This window comes from Microvirga arsenatis (genome assembly GCF_009910705.1).
Classification (GTDB): Bacteria; Pseudomonadota; Alphaproteobacteria; order Rhizobiales; family Beijerinckiaceae; genus Microvirga; species Microvirga arsenatis.
The window spans coordinates 109087-131356 of sequence record NZ_JAAAXJ010000001.1 but is presented as its reverse complement, the minus strand read 5'-3'; the positions used below and the strand labels follow the sequence as shown (position 1 = coordinate 131356).

The following is a 22270-nucleotide window of genomic DNA, read 5'->3' as shown; positions in this document are numbered from 1 at the left end:
TCGAGCCTCTCGACGCCGGGTCCCTGGGACAAAGCCGGATATGATCAGCCGCGGGTGCGCGCGCGGATCATGTAGGTGTCGAAGGCGTACTCGGCCACCTGGAACCAGAGATACTCTTCGTTGCGGAAGGCGCGGATCGAGTCGATGATCTTCTTGAAGTCCGCATTCTGGGCCGAGATCTCCGCATAGACCTCGTTCGTCGCCTTATAGGCGGCGTCGAGGATTTCGACCGGGAACGGACGCAGCTGGGCGCCGGCACCCACGAGGCTGCGCAGCGCGGCCGGGTTCTTGGCGTCGTACTTGGACAGCATGTCCATGTTGGCGGCCATGCAGGCGGATTCGAGGATCGCCTGATAATGCTTCGGCAGCGATTCCCACTTCTGCTTGTTGAACAGGAAGTGGATGGTCAGGCCGCCTTCCCAGAAGCCCGGATAGTAGTAGTACGGGGCCACTTTCTGGAAGCCGAGCTTCTCGTCGTCGTAGGGGCCGATCCACTCGGCGGCGTCGATGGTGCCGCGCTCGAGCGAGGGATAGATGTCGCCGCCCGCCACCTGCTGCGGCACGACGCCGAGCTTCTGCATCACCTGCCCGGCAATGCCGGCGATGCGCATCTTCAGGCCCTGCAGGTCCTGCAGCGTCTTGATCTCCTTGCGGAACCAGCCGCCCATCTGGGTGCCGGTGTTGCCGCCGGGCAGCGCATACAGGTTGTGCTTGGCCATGAACTCATTGACCATGCCGATGCCGCCGCCGTGATAGTGCCAGGCATTGAGCTGGCGCGCATTGAGGGTGAAGGGCAGCGCCGCGGCGGCTGCGAAGGTCGGATCCTTGCCGACGTAGTAATAGGCTGCCGTGTGCGCCATCTCGACGGTGCCGCCGCCGACCGCATCGGCCGCCTGGAAGGTGCCGACGATCTCACCGGCCGCAAAGGGCTGGATCTGGAAGCGGCCCTCGGTGGCTGCCGCGACGTATTTCGAGAGGAACTCGGCCCCGCCATAGATGGTGTCGAGGGATTTCGGGAAGCCCGAGGTCAGGCGCCAGCGGATCTCCGGATTGGACTGGGCGATGGCGGGCTTGGCGATGGTGCCGGCGGCAAGGCCTGCACCGGCCGCGGCGAGAAAGTTGCGGCGTTTCATGATTGCCTCCTCCTGGTTCGAGGGCATGTCGCGCTGTGAGGAAGGCCCGGTAACAGGGGATCGGTGACGCTCAGTAAAGTTAGACTAAAGTTTCAGCCGACATCCCTCATGCGCGGCGGCTCACGTCGAGCCAATCACCCGTCTCCGGGATGGTTCCAGGCCAACCTATTGATGCGCTTGATACACTTCCGGCGGCCGGATCGCGCCCATGCATTCCAACCGCCCGGCGTCCGAAACGAGCCATGAGATCAATGCAGAAGATCCAGGCAAAGCTTGCATGTGAAGCATGGGTTCGGGCATCGGCCCAGCACCATGCTTCACCGAGGCGCAACACCGGATTCGAGGATCGACAGCCGCGAGCGTGAGCAATCGATCTCGGCTAAGACGCCATAGGGCAGCGTCGCGGTCGGATCGGGTGTCCAAGGTCCAGTTCAGCGAGGAGAGATTTCTGCCACTCGGGATCGGATTGGCGCTATCACTTGACGGTGACCCGTGCATCGATCCGGCCCGTGTTTCCGCCCGGATAGGTGAGCTGATAGCTGAAGGAATCGGTGCCTCTCGTCGATCCAGCGGTATAGCGGACTTCGACAACGGTCATGGGTTTGCCAGCGCATTCCGTGTGGGAGACGGGCCGAGGCTTGCCTGATGCATCCAGAGGCGTGGTCTCGACGGTTGTCTGCACGACGGCCTGGCTGATGGTTCCAAGACCTGGGTTCTGAAGAACGATCACCTGGGGAACACCGGTGAAGGCGCAGTTCTGAGACGAATAGTGCTGCCCGAGCGGGATGGTGCGCTCCCGTGCAACCGTGTACACGCGAGACCCGCTGCTGCCCTGCAGCCCCTGCGCGCCGACATGGACAGGCATGCAGACGAGCAGGCTCACGATTCCCGCATGCCTCCAAATTCTCACCGGACTCTCCCCCTGATGCATCCGATCCCAGGATCGTTTTCCGGAGAACGAGTTGTCGCGTCAAGGTACCAATGATGCAAAAACGGCGCCGCTGGTGCGGCGCCGTCCTGTTCGCCTGATGGGAGCGAGAATTAGAAGTCCATGCCGCCGGCGGGCATGGCGGGAGCCGCTTCCTTCTTCGGCTTCTCGGCGATCATCGCCTCGGTGGTGATGAGCAGGCCAGCAACGGAGGCGGCGTCCTCGAGCGCGACACGCACGACCTTCGCCGGGTCGATGATGCCGAACTTGTAGAGGTCGCCGTACTCGCCGGTCTGGGCGTTCCAGCCGGCCGAGTAGTCCTTGGCCTCGGCCACCTTGCCGACGATGACGGAGCCGTCCTCGCCCGCGTTGATGGCGATCTGCCGGGCGGGAGCCTGGAGCGCGCGACGCACGATCTCGACGCCGGTCTTCTGATCGTCGTTGACGGGCTTCACGCTATCGAGGGCCTTCAAGGCGCGCAGCAGGGCGACGCCGCCGCCGGGCAGGATGCCCTCCTCGACCGCGGCCTTCGTGGCGTGCATGGCATCGTCCACGCGGTCCTTCTTCTCCTTCACCTCGACCTCGGTGGCGCCGCCGACGCGGATCACCGCGACGCCGCCGGCGAGCTTGGCGAGGCGTTCTTGGAGCTTCTCACGATCGTAGTCCGAGGTGGTCTCCTCGATCTGCGCCTTGATCTGGCCAACGCGAGCCTCGATGTCGCGCTTGTCGCCAGCACCGTCCACGATGGTGGTGTTCTCCTTCTCGATCACCACCTTCTTGGCGCGGCCGAGCATCGGCAGGGAGACGTTCTCGAGCTTGATGCCGAGGTCTTCGGAGATGACCTGGCCCTTGGTGAGAACGGCGATGTCCTCAAGCATGGCCTTGCGGCGGTCGCCGAAGCCAGGCGCCTTCACCGCGGCGATCTTCAGGCCGCCGCGCAGCTTGTTGACCACGAGGGTGGCCAGAGCCTCGCCCTCCACGTCCTCGGCGATGATGAGCAGCGGCTTGCCGGTCTGAACGACAGCCTCGAGCACGGGCAGCATGGCCTGCAGGCCCGACAGCTTCTTCTCGTGGATGAGGATGTAGGGATCCTCCAGCTCCACGCGCATCTTCTCGGCGTTGGTGATGAAGTACGGCGAGAGGTAGCCGCGGTCGAACTGCATGCCCTCGACGACCTCGAGTTCCGTCTCGAGCGACTTCGCTTCCTCGACGGTGATCACGCCCTCGTTGCCGACCTTCTGCATGGCCTCCGCCAGCATGCGGCCGACATCGGCATCGCCGTTGGCCGAGATGGTGCCGACCTGGGCGATCTCGTCGTTGGAGGTGACCTTCTTGGCGTTCTTCTTGAGATCCGCGACCACGGCCTCGACGGCCATGTCGATGCCGCGCTTGAGGTCCATCGGGTTCATGCCGGCGGCAACCGCCTTGGCGCCCTCCTTCACGATGGCCTGGGCGAGCACGGTCGCGGTGGTGGTGCCGTCACCGGCGCGGTCGTTCTGCTTCGAGGCGACCTCGCGCACCATCTGGGCGCCCATGTTCTCGAACTTGTCGGCGAGCTCGATTTCTTTCGCGACGGTGACGCCGTCCTTGGTGATGCGGGGAGCGCCGAAGGACTTCTCGATCACCACGTTGCGGCCCTTCGGGCCCAGCGTGACCTTCACCGCATCGGCGAGGATGTCGACGCCGCGCAGCATCTTCTCGCGGGCGTCCAGTGCGAATTTGACTTCCTTAGCAGCCATTGTTCGTCACTCCTGATGAGACGTAACGATATGTGACTCTGATGGGAGATTCTTGCCTCAGGCGGCCTTCTTCTGGGCGGCGGTCTGCTCCAGCACGCCCATGATGTCGCTCTCCTTCATGATGAGGAGATCCTGACCGTCGATCTTCACCTCCGTGCCCGACCACTTGCCGAACAGGACGGTGTCGCCGACCTTCACGTCGAGGGGGACGAGCTGACCCTGCTCGTTGCGGGCGCCGGGGCCGACGGCGATGACCTCGCCCTGCTGGGGCTTTTCCTTGGCGGTGTCGGGGATGATGATCCCGCCGGCCGTCTTCTCCTCGGCATCGATGCGGCGGACGACGATCCGATCATGCAAAGGACGGAACTTCATGAAGCTTCCTCCAATGAATTCAGCATGTTAATCGTTTCAACGGAGCCTCCCATGGCCTCCGCGATCGATGATTTGGTCGAATAAGCTTCACCGTTCAAGAGGGGGCGGAAAAAATTTTTGGCACTCTCGGGAACCGGGTGCCAGCTTGGCTTTTTTGGATGACTTCAGGCTCCAGTCATTCCCTAACGGCATAACGCAAATCCGGGATTGGACGCAGGACGAGCACGGGCTCACCGCCCCTCCTGGGGAGGACCGGTCGCGCCAGAAGCATGGCGCGACCCGGGATCGGCTGTGCAGCCCGGGTGACCGGGTTCAGTCCTAGTAATGCGGCGGCGGGGGCTCGGGCGCGGCCGGGCTGCCGGCGCTGTCCTCGACCTCCTGGACGCGATCCAGCACCTCGGCGAGGTGGCGCCTGAGGGCGTCGATCTTCTTCCACTGGTCGATGACGGCCTGGTTCAGCTCGTCGATCACCTTGTCCTGGTAGGCGACGCGCACCTCCAGGGCTTCGATGCGGCTGCTGAGGGAATCAGGATCGGTCATCAGCGGGCTCCCCTGCCTCGCCGGAACGCTCGGCGAGCCCATGGCCTAAGGCGACGCGCTCGTCGAACACGAAGCACTCGCCCCTCCACCGGCTCTCGGCCTCCGGCACATCCTCCAGGTATTTGAGGATGCCTCCCTTCAGGTGGAAGACCTCCTCGAAGCCCTGGTTCAGCATGTAGGCGCTCGCCTTCTCGCAGCGGATGCCGCCGGTGCAGAACATGGCGACCTTCCGGTGCCGCTTGGGATCGAGCTCGTTCCTGACGAAGTCCTTGAACTCGCTGAAGCGCTTGATCCGGGGATCGACCGCACCCTCGAAGGTTCCCATCGCGACCTCGAAGTCGTTGCGGGTATCGAGGAGCACGATCCCGGGCTCGTCCAGGAGCCTGTTCCACTCTGCGGGCGAGACATAGGTGCCGACCCGGCGCAGAGGATCGGTCTGGGGGTCGCCGAGCGTCACGATTTCCTTCTTGAGCCGCACCTTCATGCGCCTGAACGGCATCACGGATGCGGCGGAGTACTTCAGCTCCAGATTGTCGAGGCGGCCCCTGAAGAGCGCACCCTCCCGCAATTCGTTCATGAGAGCGTCGATGCCCTCCTCCGTTCCGGCCACGGTGCCGTTGATGCCCTCATGGGCGAGCAGCAGCGTGCCCTTGATCCCGAGGTCGAGGCAGATCCGGTGCAGCGGGTCCTTGATCTCGCGGAAGTCGGGCAGCGGAACGAATTGATAGAGGGCGGCAACCTTGTACGTCATGGCGGCTGTTTAGCAGCAGGCACACGGCCGGGAAACCCGGCGGCGCGGTCCGCGATGTCGCCCTTGTCAGGAGAGCCTCGGCCAGGGCCGCTTCTCCGGGCACATCTCCTCCCAGGCCTGGGAGAGCCGCAGCACGCCCACGTCGTCGAAGCGGCGGCCGACGATCTGGAGGCCGATGGGCAGGCCCGCCTTCGTGAAGCCGGCATTCACCGAAGCGGCCGGCTGATCCGACATGTTGAAGGCCACCGTGTAGCCGATATGCTCGAAGGGCCGCTCCGGATCATGGATCGGGGACGCGAGCTCCGCCGCATAGGCGACGCAAGGCGCCACGGGCGAGAGCACGAAATCGAAACGGTGCGTGGCGGCGACCGCCGCGTGGCGCATCGCCATCATCTGGTTCATGCCGTGATAGACCTGGGCTCCCGTCAGGTTCCGGCCCCCTTCGGCCCATTGGCGGATATAGGGCAGGACCTTGGCGCGCTCCTCCTCGCCCAGGGCGCCGATATCCGCCCAGGCGCGCTGGCGCCAGAAATCGTCGAGCCCATCGAGCATCTCGCGGGTGACGAAGGGAGGCACCTCCTCGATGACGGCGCCGGCAGCGGCGAAGAGCTGTGCGGCCCGCTCGACGGCGGTGCGGATCTCGGGATCGAGGGTGAGGCCGATTCCGGCCTCCATCATCACGCCGATCCTCAGGCCTCTGACGTCGATGGCGAGATCGAGCCACGGCAGATCCTGGTACGGGAGGCTCATGGGATCGCGGGGATCGGGCCGCGTGAGGCTCGCCATCATCAGCGCGGCGTCGCGCACGGTTCGCGTCATCGGCCCTGCCACGCGGCCGTAATAGGTCGGGTCGATGGGAATGCGCCCGAAGCTCGGTTTGAGGCCGAAGACCCCGCACCAGGAGGCCGGGAGGCGGATCGAGCCGCCGATATCGGTGCCGACATGAAACGGTCCGTATCCGGCCGCGGCCGCGGCGCCCGCGCCCGCCGAGCTGCCGCCCGGATTCCTCGACAGATCCCACGGATTGCGCGTGAGCGGGTGGAAGCTGGAGAGACCGGAGGAAAGCATGCCGTAATCGGGCATGGTGGTCTTGGCGAGGAGGACGGCGCCGTCCTCGCGCAGGCGCGCGGCGGAAGGGGCATCGGCCGCGGCCGGAACGAGCGGGCGCGCGGCCGTGCCGAGCGGCACGGGGGTGCCCCTGGTGGCGATGTTCTCCTTGATCGTCGCGGGGATGCCGTCGAGAGCCCTCGCCTCGCCTTTCAACCAGCGCTGCTCCGATGCCTTCGCATCCCGGAGCGCGGCCTCGGGATCGAAGGCATAGAGCGCCTGAAGCCTCGGCTCGTACGCCTCGATGCGCGCGATGACGGCCTTCGCCACCTCGACGGGCGACACGCTGCGGTTCGCAAAGGATTCCAGAAGCGCAAATCCGGACCAATCGGCAAGATCGGGCGAGGAATCCTGAGCGGATCGGTGCGGCGACGGTGGCATGCTCAAGGGGGCGCTCTCTCGCTGGCGGATTCGATGGGGAACCATGCTGAGGCTATCCGGACCGCTGGTAAACCCGTTTCGCGCATGCCGGGCGCCGGACCTATGACATGGGTGCAGGGGCGCCCCGAGAAGCCTCCAGGCAAGCCGTTCCGGCTCTTTGGAGGCAGGTCAGCTTTCCGATGGCACAAACGAGGCCGTAAACGGTTTGTCTGCTAACGATCGCTAACGGTGCAGATCGAGGATCGTTGTCCGAAAGGAGGCCAAGGCAGGCTCGCAACCTGTTCGATACACATAATTTCGTTACCCGCCTCGAAGCTGTGCTATCATGCTAGGATCGAGATGCCCGATTTCCTGCGCGGACGATCTGCGCGACGCGGTGACACCCTGCCATGAGTAACGGTGCGAAGGCCGCAATTCATCGGAGCAACCGGCTCCTCGCCGCTCTGGAGCCCGAGGATTTCCTTTGGCTCGAACCTCACCTCGAAGTCATCGATCTGCCCCGTGGAAAGGTTCTCTACGAGATCGGGGAAACCATCCGGCACACATACTTCCCTCATGATGCCATCGTCTCCCTCGTCACGGTTCTCCGGAGCGGCGGATCGGTCGAGATGGCCGTGTTCGGCCGGGAGGGCGCCTTCGGCTTCATCAGCGCCTTCATCACCCGCCAGTCCTTCGGCCGCTACATCACACAGGTGCCCGGAACCGCTTCACGCGTTGCGCTGGACCGCCTCAACGAGGCAATCGCGAACAGGCCGAAGCTGCGCAATGTTCTGTTCCGTTTCACGGAGGCCCTCCTGGCACAGACCCTTCAGACGGTTGCCTGCAATGCCGTGCATAGCGTGGAGGCTCGCTGCTGCCGCGCCATCCTGTGCACCCGCGACCGGACCGACAACGACGACATTCCCCTCACCCACGAAGCCCTGGCCGAAATGCTCGGAGTCCAGCGCTCGACGGTAAGCAGCGTTACCAGTGCTCTGCAGAAGGCAGGGCTGATCAGCCAAGGCCGCGGCACGATCCGAATCACCGACCGCTCAGGTCTCGAGGAGACGGCCTGCGAGTGCTACCACACCGTGTATAGAAGCTTCGAGAAGCTCCTGCCGGGATCGTTCAAACGTCGTTCCCTTTGAACGGCAGCCCTTGGAGTGCGGAAAAGCACATGGATGTGATCTGCGGGCAGGTTTTCTCCCGGCACTGTCGGCTTCCCAACAGACGGAGTAACTCTACGTTAGTATCCTCAAGCTCGTTTAACGCAAAGTTAATGCGAGGAATAGCATGGGCGATACTAAGTTTCATAAAGAAGAAAGCGACAAAGGGGCCTTCCTTCCCAGGATCTACTCACCCACCTACCAGCCCTTGCTCCAGTCCCTTCTTGCAACCCTCGCAGACATCGATTTCGACTACGAGAAAGAGCGCGAGAAGCTGAGGACGGCGGTGCCCGACTCCACGCTCGAGCTCCGTGCTCTCGAAAGGCTCAAGGCCCGCCATCGCGAGAGACGGGAGCCCTACATCCAGCAGCTCGCCGTGCTGCAAGAACGCATGATGCAGCTGCGGGCCTGATCAACTGTCCTCTCACCGGAACTAACACAAACGACGACACCGAAACGCCAAGCGTCCGAGAAAAGGAAAGAATCATAGGGGCTAAAGCACGCGATGGAGCAGGTCACATCGGTGCATTCACAAGACCTGAGCACATCACGACTGCTCATGAGGGATTGTAGCCAATGACTGAGGAAGAGATCGAAGTCGTAGCGGAAGAGCTGGCTAAGATCGGAGGGGTGACTTGGTATCCAGGGCGCGAGAAGGGAACGCTGATGCGGGTCGTCTGCGACCGCTACCGCGACCGGGCGCGGGTGGCCATCGAGGCGCTCGAACGCTACCGGGCGGGGCGGCAGGCCTCCCTCACGCAGGATAATGTGCGGATCGGGACCGAAACCAGGGACTGCCCGCCGCCTGCTCCCGACGAGACCATCAGGCCGGGCGCCACCGTGATCTACCGCCCTCCGGGCGATCGCAGGGCCTATTCCTGCCGCGTGGTGGAGATCGAAGGCAACCGCGCCTATCTCGCCCCTATCCTGCGAGCCTGCACCGAATGGGTTTCCATCGAGCACCTCGTTCCGGCGCAGAAGGCAGACGCCGCCACCGCCCGCGATTGAGCCCTCGCCGGCTCAGGCAGGCTGCGCCGCCAGACGGTCGATCCGGAAACGGGAAATGTCGCTCGCCGGCGTCGCTCCAAGGGCGAGGTCGGCGAGCACCTCCCCGATGACGCTGGCAAACTTGAAGCCGTGCCCTGAGCAGGGAGAAGCCAGGACGATCCTCGGATCGGCGGGCGAGTAATCGATTACAAAATCCTCGTCCGGCGTGCGGGTGTACATGCAGGTGCGCATCTGCCGGAGCGGCCCATTGGCGCCGGGCATGGCGAGGGCGAGCATGCGTCGGATCTGCGCCTCGTCGTCCGCATCCCCATCCTGATTCAGATCGCCCGCCGCCGTCAGGCGCGCGCCCTCTCGATGAGATGCTGTCTTGACGCCGGTCCCCGCGAAGTCGGGAAAGCCGTAGCAGGCGTCTTCCTCGGACTCGAGCAGGAAGACAGGGCAGCGTTCCGGCGCGAAGAGCGCCGGCTCGAGCGGCGAGAACCAGCCGAGCACCTGCCGCGTCAGCTTGAGATGCGGCTTGAGCCCGGGCGCGAAATCGCCGATCCATGCGCCGGCGGCGACGATCACGGTGCCGGCTTCGATCACCTCGCCTGCCGTCCGCACGCGCACGCCTGCGCCGAACGGCTCGATGGCCGTCACGGGAGTCCGGACGCGAACCTCCGCCCCATGCCCTTCCGCCAGCCGCACGAACTGCCGGATGGCAAGCTCCGGCCGCAGAAAACCGCCCTCAGGCTGAAACAGGCCGCTCCAATGCGACGGAACCTGGAAGGCCGGAAAGCGGCGGCGGATGTCGGAGGCGCCGAGCTCCTCGTGGACCAGTCCGTGCTGCCGGGCGGCTGCGAGCGAGCCGCTGACGATGGTGGAGCCGGGATGGCCTGCTTCGAGCACGCCGGTCACCGTCAGGATCGTCTCGCCGGAGGCCCGCTCCAGCTCGCGCCACTTCTCCAGGGCGCGGCGCGCCAGGGGAACGTAGGAGGGATGCTCGAAATAGGAGAGCCGGATGATCCGGCTCTCGCCATGGGAGGAGCCCTTGTCGTGCCCCGGCTCGAACTGCTCGATGCCGATCACGCGCTGCCCCCGGCGGGCGAGATTGTAGAGGGCGGCGCTGCCCATGGCCCCCAGGCCGATCACCGCCACGTCGAACGCTGCCATTGGACCTTTCACCCTCCGCCCGTCCGAATCGCTGGCATCATGTTTCGGACGACGCCAGGTAACGTAGAGGCTTCAGCACATCTGCCAACCGGTACTTCGCTCCCGTCAGAAGCGGCAGGCAGCAAAAGGCGCCCCGGTTGTCCGGGGCGCTCGGAGGCAGGTGGCTCAGGAAGATCTTGCCCTGAGCAGCGTCAAACGATGTTGAAGTCGGTCGACAGAAGCGACGACAGGGCCGTGTCCACGAAGGTGATCGTGTTCGCGCCGTAGGTGAGGGTCACGTCACCGTCCGCGACGACGGCGGTCCCGATCAGCAGATCGAACGTCAGCCCGGCAGATGCGATGTTGATCTTGTCGATGCCGCTCTGGAAGCCGTAGATCGTGTCGTCGCCTTCATTGGGCATATCGAACACGAAGGTGTCGCTGCCGGGCCCGCCGCGCAGGTGGTCGTCCCCCGCACGACCACGGATCCAGTCGTTTCCGCTGCCTCCGTCGATCGTGTCGCTGCCGGAATCGCCATCGATGTTGTCGTCGCCGCTATTGCCATAGATCAGGTCGGACCCGCTCTGGCCGCCCAGGAAATCGTTGCCGCTTCCGCCTCTCACCGTGTCGTTGCCGACGCCGCCTCCGACGACGTCGTCGCCCTCCTCGCCCCGCAGATCGTCGGCATTGCCGCCGCCTTCGATGACGTCGCCACCGCGCGCACCGTAGATCTTGTCGGATCCCGCTCCGCCATAGAGGTGGTCGCCGCCGAACAGGTTGGCGCTGCCCTCCTCGGATCCCTTGATCGTGTCGTTGCCGTTGCCGCCCCAGGCCCAGCCGATGCCGTTCCTGATGGAAAGCGTGTCGTTGCCCGACAGGCCGGCGAGGAAGTTGTACTCGGCATCGCCTCGCAGGCTGTTGTTCCCGGACGTGCCGGACTTGAAGTCCGGAACGATGCTTTCGGGAAGCCAGATGCCGTCCACGGCAGCCTGGGCACCGCCGTTGCTGGAGAAGGTGCCGCCGAATTGGCCGATGAACCCGCCGACACCTAGCCCGTCATCCCTGAAGCGCATGGCAAGGGATTCGATCGGATCGGTCGGGGAGCCGGTCAGCCTGATATCGACGGAATTGCGGATCGGATCGTCGATGCCGGCAAGATCGGCCTCCGTGTAATCTCCGACCAGGGGCTGCTGGAAGAAGACGTCGAGGCCTGCGGTGCCGATGGGGATCTCGGTGACTGTGAGGGGATCCGGCGGCAGGCCCGCCTTCACCAGATCGAGGGCCGCTCCCGTGAAGCTGATATACCCCGTCACGAGCTGGCCTTCCGTGTAGCCGAAGGCCGCTGCACCGAACGGAGCGGCGAGCAGCGAGAGATCAGCGAGATCGGTCCGCTGAAACGAACCTTCGACGCCACCGTAAAAAATGTACCGGAGTTCCTCTTCCATGGCCTTTTCCTTCCATGCACGATTTGTCAGGGGCAATTGTCCCGCGAGCGACTCGGAGCGTTCTCAGCGGGTTTACGCATCGGCATCGGCGGCAGGCTCAGCCCTACTGGACGCATTGTCAGCGCAGCCATTGCAGCTCGCATATCGTATGCGAGCGGGCCTCCGATGGGCGGCGTCAAGCATAGGTTGCAGCTGACACGGAATGGAGCGCCCTTATGGACTGCTCCACCTTTGAGCGGCGGTGCTCGCCGGAGGTGCCCCGTCCTGGCGCATCGCCGGACAAGAGATCGATTGCGCCGGCCGGACCTGTTTGCGGAACCCTTTTGGCGCCGCAGGGATTCCCGTGCATCCATTGAGGAGGATCGATATGAGCCGTGGCTTCCCATCCATGACCGCCCTTCTGGGGCTTCTCGCCATCGCCGGGTACCAGAATCGCGACAAGATCGCCGAGATGCTCCGCGGCGCATCGGGGCAAGGCGGGGCCCTGCCCGGCGGACAAGGCCAGGCGCAGCAGGGCGGCCTGGGAGGCCTGGGCGGCCTCCTGGGTGGCCTGGGCAGCTCCAGCCCCGGCGGCCTGCTCAGCGGCGGCCTGGGCGAACTGGTCGAGAGCTTCCGCCGGAACGGCCATGGCGACGTGGCCGAGTCCTGGGTCGGCACCGGGCCGAACAAGGAAGTCCAGCCGCAGCAGCTCGAACGGGCCATCGACCCCGACGTGCTCGCGACCCTCACCCAGCAGACAGGGCTGTCGCGCGAGGAGCTTCTTGCCCGCCTCTCGCGGGAGCTGCCACAGGCGGTCGACCGATACACGCCGGAGGGGCGCATCCCCTCCGAAAGCGATTTCGGCCGCTCCTGACGGCGGCCGCAAACCCGCCCCTCGAGCGCAGGACCTCCCGTCCACGTCGAATAGGCCGCCGCAGCGCTCCTCCGGGCCGCTGCGGCGGCTCGGAGGAGCACGTGCGGCGCGGCTCCGACGGGCTGGGAATTTTTATCCTTTTGCGCTGCGTCCTACCCCCATCGTTTCGTCCGCGAACGGCCATGATCGGCTAGCCTTTCTGCACCCTGTCGTTCGACCGGGTGAAGGAGGAGCCGATGCATACGGACCGTTTCGTCGTCTTCAAGTTTCAGGATGAGTGGCTGGTCACCTATTCCGACCGGAAGCAGAGCGCCTTCGCAACGCGCCAGGATGCGGAGCGCTCCGCCTTCGATGCGGCGGACTCGCTGGCCTCGACGGGCCATGCGGTCTCCGTGCTCATCATTCCCGACGAAACGGAGATGCTCTCGGATATCCGCGCACCGCTCTGCGACCAAGGCAGAAAGACGAGCCTCAACTAGGAGCCCTGTCCCGCCTGACCGGCGGGGCGGCTCGCCCCGAAAACACAGGCAAGCTTCCGGCAAGCTTGGGCATTCGGTTGCCACAATTGGATGTCCAATTGCCCGGATTCGTTCATGCGATTCTTTGGAGACGTTAGTGACGACGGCCTACGATCTCGACGAGATAGTCGATCTTCTCGCCCTGCCCCGGCCCTTCGAGAGCTCCGCCGCTCCCGGGATCGCCGGCAGGATCGCCACCCTGCCGCTCCGGGATGCCGTCGCTCTCGTCGTGAACGACTGGGCCGACGACAAGTTCAGGCAGCTGAGCGCCGTGATCGTCAGGCAATCCGGTCCTCCCATCCGCAGCCTCGAGGAGATCAGGAACCTCTACGCGGAGGTCGAGGCGGCTCCGGCCTCCTGAAGCCGCTTGCACGCATGAGACATCCCCAGGCTCGACCGGACGCTGCTCCGTCCTTGGGGCATTTTGCACCTTGACGAAAGATCCCTGTTCGCGTCTATTGCGCCACCTGCGAAGCGGGATTTTATCCTGCGCCCTTCGCCTGGAGACGTGGCCGAGCGGCTGAAGGCACTCGTTTGCTAAATGAGCATACCCCAAAAGGGTATCGAGGGTTCGAATCCCTCCGTCTCCGCCATTTCCCGTCATCCCTACCCAGCGCTCTCGATCTCACGCTGCCGCGCCATGCACAATGTGGTAGGGGGCTGCGCAAGCCTTCGAACGAGCAGGAGTGCCCCATGACAGACATCCGGCGGATCGGCGTGGCGGCGCGCTACAGCGATCTCGTGATCCTCGGCGACCGGGCCTATTTTTCGGGCTATGTTCCCGAGACGACCCTGGACGGCTCGATTGCGGATCAGACCCGGGACGTCCTGGGGCAGATCGAGCAGTCCTTGAGCGAGATCGGGAGCGACAAGTCGAGGCTCCTGCACGCCACCATCTGGCTGTCGGACATCGCCTTCTACGACGGGATGAATGCGGTATGGGATGCCTGGGTGCTTCCGGGACAGGCGCCGGCGCGCGTCTGCGTGGAATCCAGGCTGGCCGACCCGCGCTACAAGCTCGAGATCCAGGTTATCGCCGCTCTTTGAGGCCGTCCGAGGACGGGAGCGGCGCTTCCGTTCCGGATTTCGCGCGCCTCAGGGCGCTCAGACGCTTGCGCTCGTAGTGCTTCGCCAGGCGCAGGTGGCGCCAGGTGGCATAGTTCATGGAGATCAGGAAGCCGTAGGTGCCGCGCAGGAAATGAAGGCGGCCGAAATAGACCTTGAGAAAGGCCGCGGGAAACTCGAAGAACACCCGCCAGGTCGGGATCGAGACCCCCCTCACCTCCAGATCGATGGCCTGCTGTTCGGCATAGCTGTTGAGCTTGGCGAGCTGATCCCCGATGGACCGGACGGACCTGTGGTGCACGAGGCCCTTGAGCTTGCAGACCTTCGTTCCCGGCGTCAGGTCGACCCGGTCGTGCACGAGGGAGGACGAGTAGCGGCCGACGCTCCTGTGGTACAGCCGGACGGGCGCGATCCGGTAGGCCAGCGGGTGCGGGGCGCTTTCTCCCGGATAGGTTTCGGCGATCCGGATCGCATAGGCCTTGCACGCCGGCTCGCCTTCCGCGAACAGGGCCCGGATCTCCGCCAGAAGCTCCGGGGAGACCTCCTCGTCCGCATCGAGGTTCAGGAGCCAGTCGTGGCGGCACTGGTCCTCGGCAAAGCGCTTCTGGGGGCCGTAGCCCGGCCAGGGATTGTGGATCACCCGGGCGCCGAGCTCCTCGGCCACGGCCGGGGTTCCGTCGGTCGAGCCTGAATCCACCACGACCAGATCATCCGTCAGCCCCCGGATGGCGCGGATGGTCGCGCCGATCCGGTCGGCCTCGTTCTTGGCGATGATGAAGACGGAAACGGGAAGCATGGCAACGGGTGCCTATCCGCCCCGCCGATCCATGGCAAGGGCCATCCCGCCTCAGGATGCAGGGGAGACGGTCGAAGGATCAGACCTGTGGCACCAGTCCCTCGGCCTGCAGGGCCCGCCGCACCATCGGCCTCGCGGAGACGCGCAGCATGTACTCCGCCAAGGCCGCGTGGGGCGAGAGGTCGAGCCGGTGAAAACGGGCCCAGCTCAGGACGGTGAAGCAATAGGCGTCCGCTACGGTGAAGTGCTCGCCTGCGAGGTAGGCGCGCTTCTGCAGGCACCCGTCGAGATAGGCGAAGCGGCGCTGAAGGTGGTTCACCGCCAGCTGTCGGGCCTTGGGCGGCATCGGCGCGACCCAGAGCGGCTCGAAGCCCTTGTGGAGCTCGTAGCCGGTGAAGTCGACCCATTCTCTGACGCGGTAGCGCTCCAGTGAACCCAGTCGCGGGAGCAATCGGGCAGCGGGCACCTGATCGGCCAGGTATTCGAGGATCACCGGCACCTCGGTGAGGATGTCGCCCGTGTGGAGCGCCAGGGCCGGGACATGGCCCTTTGGATTGATCTTGATGAAATTCCGCCCCGAGGCGGTGGTCTGGGTCCTCAGGTCGACCTTGTCATACTCCATCTCCAGGCCGGCCTCGCAGGCAATGATCCGGGGAGCCAGGGAGCAGGCCCCTGGTGTATAGTAAAGCTTCATTGCGATCCTTCTTCCCGCGCCCCTGCGGGAGTGCATTTTATAACATCACATAAGGCGCCATTTCTGCGTCACTCCATGGCACTTTCAAGGCGGCATACGACTAATTGATACTTTATTTCAACGGGCAGGCAGAAGGGTCACAGCAGCTCCCCTGCGCGTGCCTGCCCCGAGGGCGTCAGCCGTGAAGGCTCGCGGACCCGCAGCTCCGCCAGGAGCGGGAAGTGGTCGGACGCCACCCGCGTCAGCGGATTGCGCACCGGGCCTGCATCGATCACGTCGATGGATCGGGTGACGAAGACATGATCGAGGCGCAGCACGGGGGCGCGGGTGTGGAACGTCGGCTGCGGCTCGCCGAAGGAGTTGGAGAGCTGGGCGTCGCGCAGCCGGTTCGCGATCAGGCGGTAGGAGCGCGAATAGGGCGGCGCATTGAAGTCGCCCAGCAGCACGGCCGGGTCGGCGCAGTCCGGGTGTCCCATCCAGTCCGGCCCCACCAGGGCGGCCGCCTGGGTGCGCCGTTCCCCCGAGCGGAGCGACAGGTGCGCGTTGACGACCTGGATCGTCCGGCCCTCGACCTCGACCGCGACCCATAAGGCGCTGCGCTTCTCGAAGGAGGGGCGCGTCGACTGGGTCGGCAGGCGCTCGGATCTGATGAGCCGCGAGGCGTGGCGCGTCAGAACGGCGATTCCGTACTGCTCGCCGAGGATGCGGATCGTCGGCTGGAAGTGAAGGTCCATCCCGAGGAAGGAAGCGACGGTCGCCGCCTGATCCGCCTCCCCCGCCCGCACCCGACCGACGCGGACCTCCTGCAGGGCCACGATGTCGGGGTTGCAGGAGGCGATCACCTCGGCGATGCGCTGCGGGGAGATCTGCCGGTCCGTGCCGAGCCAGCGGTGGACGTTGTAGGTGAGGATCCGAAGGGTTCGCCCCGGGAGGTCGCTATGCTGCAAAGGTCGGTACCGGCTCAAATCAGAAGTGATCGGTGAAGGCGCCGCACACGGCGGCGCGGGAATTGCCCCGCCGGTGCAGCCCGTTCGGAAAACGTGTGGGATCAATGACACAGCTTCCGGCAGGGTTCCAAGGGTTTTCCTGGCACGGAGAGGCCGCCGAAACCCGCTTGACCTTCCCATGATTGGAAGGATTAAACCCATCCCCATATAGGGTTTCAGGAGTTCGATCATGACCGCCAATCATGTGCCTGCCGACACGCTCGACATCGCCATCGAGGGGATGAGCTGCGCCTCCTGCGTCGGGCGTGTCGAGAAGGCGATCCGCTCCGTCGAAGGGGTTTTGGCCGCAAACGTGAATCTCGCGACGGAGAAGGCTCACGTGGAGTTCGCGCCCTCCGCGGCGACGCCGGCCGCAGTGGCCGAGGCCATTCGGGCGGCCGGCTACGAGCCTTCCGACAGCGCGATGGAGCTGAAGATCACCGGAATGACCTGCGCCTCCTGCGTCAACCGGGTTGAGAGGGCGCTCAAGCGCGTCCCCGGGGTTCTGGCGGCCAACGTCAATCTCGCCACGGAGCGGGCCTCCATCCGCTATCTGGGAGGCGCCGACATGGCGGGGCGCCTCATCGCTGCCGTCGAGCAGACCGGCTACGAGGCCGAGGCCATCCGGGCAGATCGCGACCTCGCCGACCGGGAGCGGGCTGCCCGCGAGGCGGAGATCGCAGAGCTGCGGCGCTCGCTCGCCATCTCAGCCGTCCTCACCCTGCCCGTCTTCGTGCTCGAGATGGGCTCCCACTTCGTCCCCGCGATCCATGACTGGGTCATGGGCACCCTCGGGCACCGGACGAGCTGGCACCTGCAGTTCGCGCTCACCACCCTCGTCCTGTTCGGCCCGGGCCTGCGCTTCTTCCGCAAGGGCGTGCCCGCCCTCCTGCGCAGGTCGCCCGAGATGAACTCCCTCGTGGTGCTGGGGACCAGCGCGGCCTATGCCTATTCGGTGGCGGCGACCTTCCTGCCCGGCCTCCTCCCGGCAGGCATGGCCAATGTCTATTACGAGGCCGCCGCCGTCATCGTGACCCTGATCCTGCTCGGGCGCTTCCTCGAGGCCAAGGCGAAGGGCCGCACCTCGGAGGCGATCAAGCGCCTCGTGGGGCTGCAGGCCAAGACCGCCCGGGTGGTGCGCGGCGGCCAGGCCATGGAAGTCCCCCTCGATCAGGTGCTCGCCGGCGACGTCGTGCAGGTGCGCCCGGGCGAGAAGATCCCGGTGGACGGCGAGGTCGTGGAGGGCTCCTCCTTCGTGGACGAGTCGATGATCACCGGCGAGCCCGTGCCCGTACAGAAGGCCGAAGGGGCGGAGGTGGTCGGCGGCACCATCAACAGGACCGGCACCTTCGCCTTCCGCGCCACACGCATCGGCGCCGACACGGTGCTCGCCCAGATCATCCGCATGGTCGAGCAGGCCCAAGGGTCGAAGCTGCCGGTCCAGGCTCTCGTCGACCGGGTCACGGCCTGGTTCGTCCCGGCCGTGATGGGAGCGGCCGCCCTCACCTTCCTGGTGTGGCTCGTCTTCGGCCCCGACCCGGCCCTCACCTTCGCCCTCGTGAACGCCGTCGCCGTGCTGATCATCGCCTGCCCCTGCGCCATGGGTCTCGCCACCCCGACCTCGATCATGGTCGGCACGGGCCGCGCGGCGGAGCTCGGCGTGCTCTTCCGCCAGGGCGAGGCGCTGCAGAGCCTGAAGGAGATCGGCGTCGTCGCCCTCGACAAGACGGGCACCCTCACCCAGGGCCGCCCGGAGCTCACCGACTTCGTCACGACCCCGGAATTCGCGGAGGCGGAGACCCTGAGGCTGGTCGCCGCGGTGGAGAGCCGCTCCGAGCACCCCATCGCCCAGGCCATCGTGGCGGCGGCCGCGGGGCGCGGCCTCGCCCTGCCCTCTCCTGACGACTTCGAGGCCGTGCCCGGCTTCGGCATCTCGGCACGGGTCGAGGGACGGAAGGTCGATGTGGGCGCGGACCGCTTCATGGCCAAGCGCGGCCTGTCCGTGGCCGCCTTCGCCGACACGGCCGCCCGCCTCGGAGCCGAGGGCAGGAGCCCGCTCTATGCGGCCGTCGACGGCCGGATCGCCGCCATCGTCGCCGTGGCCGACCCGATCAAGCCCTCGACTCCCGAGGCCGTCGCCTCCCTCCACGCCCTCGGGCTGAAGGTCGCCATGATCACCGGCGACGATCGCAGGACCGCCGAGGCGATCGCGCGGCGGATCGGCATCGACGAGGTGGTGGCGGAAGTCCTGCCCGACGGCAAGGTCGAGGCGGTGAAGCGCCTGCGGCAGGCCCATGGCCGGATCGCCTTCGTGGGCGACGGCATCAACGACGCGCCGGCGCTCGCCGAGGCTGATACCGGCATCGCCATCGGCACCGGCACGGACATCGCCATCGAGAGCGCCGACGTGGTGCTCATGTCGGGTGACGTGCGCGGCGTGGTGAACGCCATCGCGCTCTCCAAGGCAACGATCCGCAACATCCGCCAGAACCTGTTCTGGGCCTTCGCCTACAATGTCCTGCTGATCCCGGTGGCGGCGGGCGTGCTCTACCCGGTCGACGGCACCCTGCTCTCGCCGATCTTCGCAGCCGGGGCGATGGCGCTCTCCAGCGTCTTCGTGCTCGGCAATGCCCTGCGGCTGCGCCGCTTCAAGGCTCCCATCGCATCCATGCGGGCGGCCTCCCCTGCCGCCCGAACTGTTGAAGGTGTCGCATGAATATCGGACAGGCCGCCAAGGCCTCAGGCGTCTCCGCCAAAATGATCCGCTACTACGAATCCATCGGGCTCATCCCGAAGACATTGCGCACGGAATCCGGCTACCGGGTCTATTCGGATCATGACGTGCACACCCTGCGCTTCATCCGCCGGGCGCGCGACCTCGGCTTCTCCGTCGAGCAGATCGCCGACCTCGTGTCGCTCTGGCAGGACCGGGAGCGCGCGAGCAAGGACGTGAAGGCGATCGCGCTCGAACATGTGGGCGTGCTCGAGCGCAAGATCCGGGAGCTGCAGGAGATGGCCTCGACCCTGAAGCACCTGGCCGTGAACTGCCATGGCGACGCGCGTCCGCATTGTCCGATCCTGGAGGAGCTGGCGAGCGACGGCGCCGAGCCCGCTGCCGCGAAGCCCGACGCGAAGTTCGGCGTGCTGGGCAAGACCGCAGCGCGGTAGGCGATCCGAGTGACGGCCTTTATCAGGCCGCCATCTCCACCTCGCGGCTGCGGCCGAGGTCGTGCATGATCTGCACGTAGCGCGGCATGCGCCGGATCTGGCGGCCATAGTGCCGGCGCAGCGCATCGACGAGGCGCCCGTTGCGGGACAGAAGGTCGTCGGCGAAGGCAACCATCCGGGAGTTCGGCCAGGCCTGCGGCCGGATCTCGACCAGGCGCTCGAAGAGCCGATCCTCGTTCTCGTCGGGATGGACCTGCGCCAGGAGCGTCAGCATCGCGGCCGTCGAGCGCGAGACGCCCATATGACAGTGGACGAGAAGGTGCCCCTCGGCCCGACCGTGCCGCCCCTCCGCCACGGCATCGCCGAAGCGCAGCACCGCCTCGACGTGCTCGGGCTGCGGCAGGATCATGCCCTGGACGGGGGCGATGATGTCGTGGAAGCGCAGCACGGTCCGGTGATGGGGATCGTAGGCCTCGAACGCTTCCGGGTCCGGATGATCCGGATCGAGGATGGAGAGCACATGCGTGACGGACCGCTCCCGCTGGTCCGGAAGTTCCGAGATGCCGCAGATCGTCAGCATCTGTATCGAGAGGGGCTGCATCGGTTCGCTCGCAGGCTGGATAAGGCAGGACCATGACAGGTTCTTGTCTACGGGTTAACCCGCGGCGGCTCGATTGGATCGATGCGATCAAAACACTGTGTCTTGCAAACCACAGCGGGTGTTTGCCACATTCCGGCCATGCGAGATCCACCTTCTCGTCACGGCCGAGACTATGTCTTTGCCTGAGCACCGCCGTCGCCTCCGGGGCCGACGGTCACAGCCAAGAACCAGAAAATGCAGGTTTCCCAACTGATGTTTGCTGCGCCGCTTCCGATTCCGTCCCTGCTGCGAAAGGCACTCCGCTTCCTCACCCTTCTGCTTCCGGTGGCGCTTGCGGCCTGCGTCTCGACGCAGCCGCCCGTTCAACAGGCGGTTCGCCGCATCGACCCCGTCTATGCCGCCATGTACGGGCCGCGCCCGGACGAGCCGCACCCGCTGCCGGCTACGGACATTTCCGAGGTCGACCCGCGCTTCCTGCGCCGGGAGGTGGCCTATTACGGCCGCGAGGAACCCGGCACCATCGTCGTCGATACCGATGCCCGGTATCTCTACCTCGTCCGCGAGGGCGGCCGGGCGATCCGCTACGGCATCGGCGTCGGCAAGGAGGGCTTGGCCTGGAGCGGGCGCGCGCGGGTCGGCCGCAAGGCCGAGTGGCCGCGCTGGACCCCGACGCCCGCGATGATCCGGCGCGAGCCCGAGCGCAACGCCCCCTGGGCCGGCGGCATGCCGGGCGGCTTGAACAATCCCCTCGGGGCGCGCGCGCTCTACCTCTACGACAACGGCCGGGACACCATGTACCGCATCCACGGCACCACGGAGCCCTGGACCATCGGGGAATCCGTGTCGAGCGGCTGCATCCGCATGTTCAACCAGGACATCATCGACCTCTACAACCGCGTGCCGGTCGGCTCCCCCGTGGTCGTGCTGCGGGGGCAGCGCATGTTCGATGCCGATAACGAGATGCGCGTGTCGTCGGCCTACTGACCGCCACCGCACCCGCTGGAACAGGCAAAGGGCTATCCTGCCGGGTAGCCCTTTTTCTTAGGTGACCCATGGGCCCGGGTGTAAGATCATGCCGTCTCTGCTGGAGGCATGGTCATGACAGTCGAACGCGCGATCCTCCTGACCGTCGGCGGGCTCATCATCGTCAGCGTGCTGCTCGCCGTCACCGTCAACATCAACTGGCTCTGGCTCACGGGCATTCTCGGCGCCCATCTGGTGCAGGCGTCCTTCACCGGCCTGTGCCCGGTGGTGATGATGTTCAAGCGCATGGGGCTTCCGAGCAAGCCCGGCTTTACCTGATCCCCGCCTTCGGCTGGCCTCTGGAGGCTTCGGCCGCGCGTCCTATGAATCTCTGCTGAGGGCGGAGACATGGGAGCTTTCATGGACGAGTGGTTTTCCCCGGCGCTGAGGCTGATGACGCGCGCCATCGAGATCGGCGGCATCGCCATCATCGTTCTCGGGCTTCTGGGCGCGAGCATCGCCGTGCTCTGGCAGGTCCTGAGGGGCCGATCCGGCGCGGAGGCCTTCGCGCTCTACCGCTCGAACCTGGGACGCGCCATCCTGTTGGGTCTCGAGTTCCTCGTGGCAGCGGACATCATCAGCACGGTGGCCATCGAACCGACGCTCCAGAGCCTTCTCATCCTCGGGGGCATCGTGCTGATCCGCACCTTCCTGAGCTTCTCTCTCGAGGTGGAGATCGAGGGGCGCTGGCCCTGGGACCGGCACAGGAGCGAAGGCGAGCGCTCCTCCCGCGGCACGGCCTGAGCCCGGTCCGGGTTCGACAGAAGAAATCTTCCGTTAGGGCAATCTCAAGACTTTGCGCCCACTCTTGAGCGGATTGCGCGCGGGAAGGGCATGGACGCTCCAGTGAAGACGACAGAAGCAGGGTGCCGAGGGTGCCGGAACG

At 65.8% G+C, this 22270-nt stretch carries 25 protein-coding genes and 1 tRNA gene; 13 read left to right on the top strand and 13 right to left on the bottom strand.

Annotation, left to right across the window (positions count from 1 at the left end; genetic code table 11):
- Positions 1-44: 44 nt before the first annotated feature.
- The 7 genes from GR303_RS00620 to GR303_RS00590 form a co-directional block, all read right to left on the bottom strand.
- Entirely contained in the window at positions 45-1133 is a 1089-nt protein-coding gene (locus GR303_RS00620) for a TRAP transporter substrate-binding protein (protein WP_161721472.1), read from the bottom strand.
- A 475-nt stretch (positions 1134-1608) separates the two neighbouring features.
- Entirely contained in the window at positions 1609-2043 is a 435-nt protein-coding gene (locus GR303_RS00615) for a hypothetical protein (RefSeq protein WP_161721471.1), read from the bottom strand.
- Between the two features lie 131 nt (positions 2044-2174).
- On the bottom strand, positions 2175-3800 hold the full coding sequence (gene groL / locus GR303_RS00610) for a chaperonin GroEL (protein ID WP_161721470.1): 1626 nt from the start codon (positions 3798-3800) through the stop codon (positions 2175-2177).
- 57 nt (positions 3801-3857) lie between these two features.
- Entirely contained in the window at positions 3858-4172 is a 315-nt protein-coding gene (gene groES, locus GR303_RS00605) for a co-chaperone GroES (protein ID WP_161721469.1), read from the bottom strand.
- Between the two features lie 318 nt (positions 4173-4490).
- Complete coding sequence (locus GR303_RS00600; RefSeq protein WP_161721468.1) at positions 4491-4712, bottom strand: SlyX family protein; 222 nt, start codon at positions 4710-4712, stop codon at positions 4491-4493.
- Positions 4699-5463 carry an oxygen-dependent tRNA uridine(34) hydroxylase TrhO gene (gene trhO / locus GR303_RS00595; RefSeq protein ID WP_161721467.1) on the bottom strand — a complete coding sequence of 255 codons (765 nt, stop codon included), beginning with the start codon at positions 5461-5463 and terminating at the stop codon, positions 4699-4701. Before trhO ends, GR303_RS00600 begins: the two co-directional genes overlap by 14 nt.
- A 66-nt stretch (positions 5464-5529) precedes the next feature.
- A complete protein-coding gene (locus GR303_RS00590) occupies positions 5530-6951 on the bottom strand; it encodes an amidase (RefSeq protein ID WP_161721857.1) in 1422 nt (473 codons plus the stop codon).
- Positions 6952-7340: 389 nt separating this feature from the next.
- On the opposite strand from GR303_RS00590, the gene GR303_RS00585 reads away from it, so the two are divergent.
- The 3 genes from GR303_RS00585 to GR303_RS00575 all read left to right on the top strand — a co-directional run bounded on the left by GR303_RS00585 (position 7341) and on the right by GR303_RS00575 (position 9104).
- Positions 7341-8078: a Crp/Fnr family transcriptional regulator gene (locus tag GR303_RS00585; protein ID WP_161721466.1), complete on the top strand. Its 738-nt coding sequence runs from the start codon at positions 7341-7343 to the stop codon at positions 8076-8078.
- A 145-nt stretch (positions 8079-8223) separates the two neighbouring features.
- Positions 8224-8508: a hypothetical protein gene (locus tag GR303_RS00580; protein WP_161721465.1), complete on the top strand. Its 285-nt coding sequence runs from the start codon at positions 8224-8226 to the stop codon at positions 8506-8508.
- A 164-nt stretch (positions 8509-8672) separates the two neighbouring features.
- Positions 8673-9104, top strand: a complete 432-nt coding sequence (locus GR303_RS00575; protein WP_161721464.1) for a hypothetical protein — start codon at positions 8673-8675, stop codon at positions 9102-9104.
- A 12-nt stretch (positions 9105-9116) separates the two neighbouring features.
- Here the strand turns inward: GR303_RS00575 and solA are convergent, their stop codons facing one another.
- Together solA and GR303_RS00565 are read right to left on the bottom strand one after the other, a co-directional pair.
- Positions 9117-10256 carry an N-methyl-L-tryptophan oxidase gene (solA, locus tag GR303_RS00570; protein ID WP_161721463.1) on the bottom strand — a complete coding sequence of 380 codons (1140 nt, stop codon included), beginning with the start codon at positions 10254-10256 and terminating at the stop codon, positions 9117-9119.
- Between the two features lie 191 nt (positions 10257-10447).
- Entirely contained in the window at positions 10448-11680 is a 1233-nt protein-coding gene (locus tag GR303_RS00565) for a calcium-binding protein (RefSeq protein ID WP_161721462.1), read from the bottom strand.
- A 367-nt stretch (positions 11681-12047) separates the two neighbouring features.
- On the opposite strand from GR303_RS00565, the gene GR303_RS00560 reads away from it, so the two are divergent.
- The 5 genes from GR303_RS00560 (at position 12048) to GR303_RS00540 (ending at position 14098) form a co-directional block, all read left to right on the top strand.
- The gene (locus GR303_RS00560) at positions 12048-12533 is read left to right on the top strand and encodes a YidB family protein (protein WP_161721461.1); all 486 of its coding nucleotides are present in this window, start codon (positions 12048-12050) and stop codon (positions 12531-12533) included.
- Between the two features lie 236 nt (positions 12534-12769).
- Positions 12770-13012: a hypothetical protein gene (locus tag GR303_RS00555; protein WP_161721460.1), complete on the top strand. Its 243-nt coding sequence runs from the start codon at positions 12770-12772 to the stop codon at positions 13010-13012.
- Positions 13013-13148: 136 nt separating this feature from the next.
- Positions 13149-13412 carry a hypothetical protein gene (locus tag GR303_RS00550; RefSeq protein WP_343038386.1) on the top strand — a complete coding sequence of 88 codons (264 nt, stop codon included), beginning with the start codon at positions 13149-13151 and terminating at the stop codon, positions 13410-13412.
- A gap of 141 nt (positions 13413-13553) precedes the next feature.
- A tRNA-Ser gene (locus GR303_RS00545) sits at positions 13554-13644 on the top strand.
- A gap of 100 nt (positions 13645-13744) precedes the next feature.
- Positions 13745-14098, top strand: coding sequence for a RidA family protein (locus tag GR303_RS00540; protein ID WP_161721459.1), 354 nt, complete (start codon positions 13745-13747; stop codon positions 14096-14098).
- On the opposite strand, the gene GR303_RS00535 is transcribed toward GR303_RS00540, so the two are convergent.
- The 3 genes from GR303_RS00535 to GR303_RS00525 form a co-directional block, all read right to left on the bottom strand.
- Positions 14082-14912: a glycosyltransferase family 2 protein gene (locus GR303_RS00535; protein ID WP_161721458.1), complete on the bottom strand. Its 831-nt coding sequence runs from the start codon at positions 14910-14912 to the stop codon at positions 14082-14084. The two genes, GR303_RS00540 and GR303_RS00535, sit on opposite strands and share 17 nt — an antisense overlap.
- A 79-nt stretch (positions 14913-14991) precedes the next feature.
- Positions 14992-15606, bottom strand: a complete 615-nt coding sequence (gene gstA / locus GR303_RS00530) for a glutathione transferase GstA (RefSeq protein ID WP_161721457.1) — start codon at positions 15604-15606, stop codon at positions 14992-14994.
- A gap of 137 nt (positions 15607-15743) precedes the next feature.
- Complete coding sequence (locus GR303_RS00525) at positions 15744-16553, bottom strand: endonuclease/exonuclease/phosphatase family protein (protein WP_161721456.1); 810 nt, start codon at positions 16551-16553, stop codon at positions 15744-15746.
- A 229-nt stretch (positions 16554-16782) separates the two neighbouring features.
- Here GR303_RS00525 and GR303_RS00520 point away from each other — a divergent pair, with 229 nt between their 5' ends.
- Both GR303_RS00520 and cueR read left to right on the top strand, forming a co-directional pair.
- A complete protein-coding gene (locus GR303_RS00520) occupies positions 16783-19308 on the top strand; it encodes a heavy metal translocating P-type ATPase (RefSeq protein ID WP_161721455.1) in 2526 nt (841 codons plus the stop codon).
- The gene (cueR, locus tag GR303_RS00515; protein ID WP_161721454.1) at positions 19305-19760 is read left to right on the top strand and encodes a Cu(I)-responsive transcriptional regulator; all 456 of its coding nucleotides are present in this window, start codon (positions 19305-19307) and stop codon (positions 19758-19760) included. Before GR303_RS00520 ends, cueR begins: the two co-directional genes overlap by 4 nt.
- 22 nt (positions 19761-19782) lie before the next feature.
- On the opposite strand, the gene GR303_RS00510 is transcribed toward cueR, so the two are convergent.
- Complete coding sequence (locus GR303_RS00510; protein ID WP_161721453.1) at positions 19783-20361, bottom strand: tyrosine phosphatase family protein; 579 nt, start codon at positions 20359-20361, stop codon at positions 19783-19785.
- 234 nt (positions 20362-20595) lie between these two features.
- Here GR303_RS00510 and GR303_RS00505 point away from each other — a divergent pair, with 234 nt between their 5' ends.
- The 3 genes from GR303_RS00505 (at position 20596) to GR303_RS00495 (ending at position 22128) form a co-directional block, all read left to right on the top strand.
- Positions 20596-21345, top strand: coding sequence for a L,D-transpeptidase (locus GR303_RS00505; RefSeq protein WP_425487086.1), 750 nt, complete (start codon positions 20596-20598; stop codon positions 21343-21345).
- A 114-nt stretch (positions 21346-21459) separates the two neighbouring features.
- Positions 21460-21663 (top strand): YgaP family membrane protein, encoded by a 204-nt coding sequence (locus GR303_RS00500; protein ID WP_161721452.1) that lies wholly within the window; start codon positions 21460-21462, stop codon positions 21661-21663.
- An 81-nt stretch (positions 21664-21744) separates the two neighbouring features.
- Positions 21745-22128, top strand: a complete 384-nt coding sequence (locus GR303_RS00495) for a DUF1622 domain-containing protein (protein ID WP_246205300.1) — start codon at positions 21745-21747, stop codon at positions 22126-22128.
- Positions 22129-22270: the final 142 nt, after the last annotated feature.